This is a genomic window from Caulobacter sp. 17J65-9, assembly GCF_010975005.1.
Taxonomy (GTDB): domain Bacteria; phylum Pseudomonadota; class Alphaproteobacteria; order Caulobacterales; family Caulobacteraceae; genus 17J80-11.
In genome coordinates this window covers 1-4,981 of sequence record NZ_JAAIVC010000219.1, presented here as the reverse complement: position 1 = coordinate 4,981, position 4,981 = coordinate 1, and the positions used below count along the sequence as shown (strand labels likewise).

Genomic DNA, 4,981 nt, shown 5'->3' with positions numbered 1-4,981 from the left:
CGCATCGCCGGCGCGGTCGCCGCGCCGCTGTCCGCCTTCGAGACGGCCGCCGCCGCGATCGGCGCCGGCCGCGAGGTGGTGTTCCACTGCCGCTCCGGCGGCCGCACCACCGCCCACTGCGACCGCCTCGCCGCGGCCGTCGCCGGCCAGGCCTTTGTGCTCGAGGGCGGCATCGACGCCTGGAAGACGGCGGGCCTGCCCGTCGCCGGCGACCGCAAGGCGCCGCTCGAGATCATGCGCCAGGTGCAGATCGCGGCGGGAACGCTGGTGCTGAGCGGGGTGGCCCTGGGCTTCCTCGTGCATCCCGGCTTCTTCGGCCTGTCGGCCTTCGTCGGCGCCGGCCTGACCTTCGCCGGGATCAGCGGCTGGTGCGGCATGGCCAATCTGCTGAAGCTCGCGCCCTGGAACCGGGCGACGGCGGCCTGAGATGGACCTCACCGTCTGGTCCGCCGGCGCGACCGTCGTCTCGGGCGCGCTGGTCGGGCTGCTGCTGGCCGTGTTCGGCGGCGGCGGCTCAGTCCTCGCCACGCCCCTGCTGCTCTACTTTGTCGGCGTGACGAACCCGCACGTGGCGATCGGGACCTCCAGCGCGGCGGTGGCGGTCAACGCCTTGGTCAACCTCGTCGGCCACTGGCGCGGGGGGCGGGTGAAGTGGCCCTGCGCCGCCGTGTTCGGCGTCTCGGGCCTGGTCGGCGCACTCGCCGGATCCAGCCTGGCCAAGCAGGTGGGCGGCCAGCTGCTGCTGCTCTTCTTCGCCGTCGCCATGGCGGCCGTCGCGGTCTCCATGCTGCGCAAGCGCGGCGACAGCGGCGACGCGGCCGTGCGCATCACGCCGAGGCTGGCCGCGCGTCTGGCCCCGGCCGGGCTCGTCGTCGGCTTCGCGGCCGGCTTCTTCGGCATCGGCGGCGGCTTCCTGATCGTCCCGGGCCTCATGGCCGCAGCCGGCATGACGCTGGCCAACGCCGCCGCGTCCAGCCTGGTCTCGGTCTCGCTGTTCGGGATGTCGACGGCGGCCAACTACGCGGCCTCGAGCCTGGTGCTGTGGCCGGTGGTCGGCTGGTTCCTGGTCGGCGGCGTGGCTGGCGGTGCGGCGGGCCTGAAGGCGGCCGACGCGCTGGGCGCGCGCGCCGCGCTGGGGCGCACCCTGTTCGCGGGCCTGATCCTGATCGTGGCCGGTTACGTCGCCTGGCGCGCGCTCGCCGGAATGTGACGCCTCAGGCGTGGTGATCCAGTTCCAGCGCGTCCTTCGCTTCCAGCATGGCCAGCTTGAACTGCAGGGGATCGGTGATGGTGCGCAGCTTGTTGATGGCCACGTCCGACGCGGTCAGGATCTCGATGTCGCCGTAGCCGAAGATGCGGCCCCACAGCGACTGGCGCGACTTCACGTCGTTCAGCTTCTCCAGAAGGGTGTCGATCACGTCCTTGGAGAGCACGCCCTTCAGCTGCAGCACGCGCCGGTCGGTCATGACGTACATGTGGTTGCGCCAGCTCAGCCACTCCCACAGCCACAGCACGGCGGGCAGCAGGGCGGCGACGAGGGCGGCCAGGAAGGCGGGGCTGTTCGGGCTCTGGACCAGCAGGACCGCGGCCAGGACCAGGGCGGCGAAGGTCAGGCCGACCCACAGCGCGGTCTTGGAGACGCCCACCAGCCAGTGGCGGCGCACGATCATCAGAACGCGTTCGTCCTTGCCCAGGACCTTGGCGAGATAGCCGGTCGCGGTCAGGGCCGGGGCCGCACTCACGCTGGCGGTCGCGGCCTCGGTGTTCGTTTCCGCCATGGCGTCACCCTCCGAACGTCGTTCGGTTGGGACGTTAACCGTTGCGGACAGGAGCGGAAAGAGCCTCCGGCGCCGGGGGGCTGATCCGGCGCCGGAGCAAGGTTCCTTGAAATCGGAACCCGGTCAGACGCCGAAGGTCTGGCCGAAATAAGCGGCGGCGAAGGCCGCGGCGACGACGAGGCCGCCGCCGGCGAGCAGGGTGCTGACCACGCCGCCCCACGACGCGCGGCGGGCCTTGAGCACGCGGACGTAGAGGACCGGCTCGGTGTTGAAGGCTTCGCTGCCGACGATGTTGTGCTGGGACATTGGACGCTTCCCCGACTGAAGACTTGTGTACGCCTTAACTATGAGGCGGCGGGGATGTGGCGACTTCGTGGCGGGCGGGGGCGGGGCGCTGCGGCCGGGCGTCGCAGTCAGGCCCTGGAGCTTTCCGAAACTTCATTTGCGGCTTGGCTTCGCGCGGATAACCTCGGTCGTCCGAACCCGGGGAGGGGCGCCAGATGAAGACCGTATTCCTGACCGTTTTGGCCGCGACCGCCGCCTTGTCCGCGCCGCTGGCCGCCAGCGCCGCCGAACCGGCCAAGGGCGCCGCCGCCGACGTCGAGGCGCTGGCCGACGCCTGGGTGAAACTGCAGCTGCAGACCGACCCGACCGTCTCCTACTTCTCCGGCCTGCCGGTCCCGAGCCACGACCGCTTCGTCGACCGCTCGCCGGCCGGGCTCGCGGCCTACGAGAAGAGCGAGGACGACCTGCTGGCCAAGCTGACGCGGATCGACGCCCGCGCCCTGGCCGGTTCGCCGTCGCTGGTCACCTACGCCGGCCTCAAGGAACAGCTGGAGGCCGGCCGCGACATGCGCGTCTGCCACGCCGAGTGGTGGGGCGTGAACCACATGTTCGGCTGGCACACCGGCATGGCGCGCATCGCCGCCCTGCAACCGCTGGGCACGGACGACCTGCGCGCCCAGGCCCTGCGGCGCTGGGGCTCGCTCCCGGCCTTCGCCGACACCGAGATCGCCAACCTGAAGACCGGCCTGACCCACGGCTATTCGGCGCCGAAGTCGGTGGTCGACCGGGTGGTCAAGCAGGTCGACGGCATGATCGCCGCCGATCCGGAGAAGTCGCCGTTCTGGGTGCTGGCCACGCACGACACGGACCCGGCCTTCCAGGCCGCCCTGCGCCAGGTCATCACCGACAAGATCAATCCGGCCCTGAAGCGCTACAGCGACTACCTGGCCAAGGAATATCGCCCGCAGGCGCGCGAGACCCTCGGCCTGTCGGCCCTGCCGGACGGCGTGCCCTGCTACCGCGCCTTCCTGCGCAGCTACACCACGCTCGACCGCGATCCGAAGGCGGTGTTCGAGCTGGGCCAGAAGACCGTCGCCGCCAACCTGGCGACTGTGAAGGCCATGGGCCAGAAGCTCTACGGCTCGGGCGACCTGGCGACCATCGTGGCCAAGACCCGCGAGGCCCCGGACAACCGCTTCGTCTCGGAAGAGGAGCTGATCGCCTACACCCGCGCCACCGTCGACGCCGCCCGCGCCAAGACCGCCGTCCTGTTCGAGCGCATGCCGCCGCAGGTGATGGAGGTGAAGCCGATGGAGAGCTACCAGCGCGGCACCGGGGTCAGCTCGCACTACGAAGCCTCGCCGGACATGGCCAAGACCGCCACCTATCGGATCCAGTCGGAGAACTGGCAGGGCGAGACCCGCGGCGGCGCGGCCATCACCGCCGTGCACGAGGGCTGGCCCGGCCACCACATGCAGATCGCCACCGCCTATTCGACGCCCTCGAACGACTTCACCCGCATGTCGTTCAACTCGGCCTTCGTCGAGGGCTGGGCGCGCTATTCCGAGGCCCTGTCGGAGGAGGCGGGGGTCTACGACAACCCCTACGCCGCCATCAGCCGCCGCCTGTGGCCGGCGCGCGGCATGGTGGTCGACCCGGGCGTGCACCTCTACGGCTGGAGCCGCGAGCAGGCGGCCCGCTACATGGCCGAGTCCGGCCGCTTCACCTACGAGGAGTCGCTCGACACCATCGACCGCATCGCCGTGCTGCCGGGCCAACTGACCGCCTACGACTCCGGCGCGCTGGAGATCTTCGCCCTGCGCAAGCAGGCCGAGGCGGCGCTGGGGCCGAAGTTCGACCTGAAGGCCTTCCACCAGGTCGTGCTGAAGGACGGGGTCGTGCCGCTGCCGGCGCTGCGGGCGTCGGTCGAGGCCTGGATCGCCGAACAGCGCAAGAAATAGGGTTATCCACAGGCTGCGGCGACGAGTCCGCAGCCTGCGGCGGCGGCGCGGTTGAGCGGCGTCCGTTCGATGAGTAGCGTCCGCGCGAATTTCTTCCCGGAGTATCTCTCGATGGACGACGTCTTTTCCGCCGCCGCTTCCGATCCCGACGTCCTGACCGCGACCGCGCAGGGCCGTCTGAAGTCCTTCATCGAGCGCGTCGAGCGGCTGGAAGAAGACAAGCAGGCCGTCATGAACGACATGAAGGAGGTCTTCGCCGAGGCCAAGGGCGAAGGCTTCGACGTGAAGATCATGCGCAAGGTCATCCGTCTGCGGAAGATGGACAAGGTCAAGCGCGAGGAGGAAGAGACGCTGGTCGATCTCTACCTGTCCGCCATCGGGGGCCTTTGAAGTCAAAGCTTCCCGATAGGAAGGCGGCGGCCCGACGGGCCGCCCTTCGCGCTTTGGCCAAGGCCAAGCGCACCGCCGACAAGGCGGGCGTCACCCTCTCCGAGTGGGAGGACGAGTTCCTCGGCTCCGTCGCCGAGCGGGTGAAGACCTACGGCCGCGCGTTCGGCGACCCCGAGAAGGGCGACCCGAACGCGCCGCTGTCGGTGATGCAGGCGGTCAAGCTCAAGCAGATCGCCGCCAAGGCGACCGGCGAGAAGCCGGATCGCGGGGCTAAGTCCCGGCGCGGCTTCCGCCCGCGCCCGGCACGCCAGATCGACACCGAAATCGAAGAGTAGCGCTCACCGACGGCGCTCTTCCGCGTTCCTCCGGCGACACGGAGGGTTCATGGCGCTTTCAGTCAGCCGGCGGTCGCTGCTCGCGGCCGCGGCCGTTCCTGTCGCCGCGACGCGTGCGCCCGCGCGCCCGTGGCCGCGCGCGGTGCTGGCCTTCTACTACGGCTGGTGGGGGCTGGCGGCGACGTCCGGCGCGCGTCGGCACTGGGGGCCGCCGGACGGCCAGGGCGTGGCC

General features: G+C 70.7%; 8 protein-coding genes. 6 read left to right on the top strand and 2 right to left on the bottom strand.

All coding sequences use genetic code 11. The features are described 5' to 3' along the window. The coding region (locus G3573_RS19935; RefSeq protein WP_163263423.1) for a rhodanese family protein at positions 1-426 on the top strand (426 nt) is incomplete at its 5' end. A 1-nt stretch (position 427) separates the two neighbouring features. Continuing rightward, positions 428-1,210 (top strand): sulfite exporter TauE/SafE family protein, encoded by a 783-nt coding sequence (locus tag G3573_RS19930; RefSeq protein ID WP_163263422.1) that lies wholly within the window; start codon positions 428-430, stop codon positions 1,208-1,210. Positions 1,211-1,214: 4 nt separating this feature from the next. Here the strand turns inward: G3573_RS19930 and G3573_RS19925 are convergent, their stop codons facing one another. Continuing rightward, a complete protein-coding gene (locus G3573_RS19925) occupies positions 1,215-1,778 on the bottom strand; it encodes a PH domain-containing protein (protein WP_163263421.1) in 564 nt (187 codons plus the stop codon). Positions 1,779-1,901: 123 nt separating this feature from the next. Then, positions 1,902-2,084, bottom strand: a complete 183-nt coding sequence (locus G3573_RS19920) for a hypothetical protein (RefSeq protein WP_163263420.1) — start codon at positions 2,082-2,084, stop codon at positions 1,902-1,904. Positions 2,085-2,278: 194 nt separating this feature from the next. On the opposite strand from G3573_RS19920, the gene G3573_RS19915 reads away from it, so the two are divergent. The 4 genes from G3573_RS19915 to G3573_RS19900 form a co-directional block, all read left to right on the top strand. After that, the gene (locus G3573_RS19915) at positions 2,279-4,024 is read left to right on the top strand and encodes a DUF885 domain-containing protein (protein ID WP_163263419.1); all 1,746 of its coding nucleotides are present in this window, start codon (positions 2,279-2,281) and stop codon (positions 4,022-4,024) included. A 111-nt stretch (positions 4,025-4,135) separates the two neighbouring features. Further along, positions 4,136-4,414, top strand: coding sequence for a DUF2312 domain-containing protein (locus tag G3573_RS19910; protein WP_163263418.1), 279 nt, complete (start codon positions 4,136-4,138; stop codon positions 4,412-4,414). Then, positions 4,411-4,749, top strand: coding sequence for a hypothetical protein (locus tag G3573_RS19905; RefSeq protein ID WP_240454815.1), 339 nt, complete (start codon positions 4,411-4,413; stop codon positions 4,747-4,749). Before G3573_RS19910 ends, G3573_RS19905 begins: the two co-directional genes overlap by 4 nt. A 49-nt stretch (positions 4,750-4,798) precedes the next feature. Then, the coding region (locus G3573_RS19900) for a hypothetical protein (protein WP_205598390.1) at positions 4,799-4,981 on the top strand (183 nt) is incomplete at its 3' end.

Coding starts and splice junctions, on each gene's coding strand:
- G3573_RS19930 (WP_163263422.1), top strand. CDS start 428: ATGGACCTCACCGTCTGGTCCGCCGGCGCGACCGTCGTCTCGGGCGCG.
- G3573_RS19925 (WP_163263421.1), bottom strand. CDS start 1,778: ATGGCGGAAACGAACACCGAGGCCGCGACCGCCAGCGTGAGTGCGGCC.
- G3573_RS19920 (WP_163263420.1), bottom strand. CDS start 2,084: ATGTCCCAGCACAACATCGTCGGCAGCGAAGCCTTCAACACCGAGCCG.
- G3573_RS19915 (WP_163263419.1), top strand. CDS start 2,279: ATGAAGACCGTATTCCTGACCGTTTTGGCCGCGACCGCCGCCTTGTCC.
- G3573_RS19910 (WP_163263418.1), top strand. CDS start 4,136: ATGGACGACGTCTTTTCCGCCGCCGCTTCCGATCCCGACGTCCTGACC.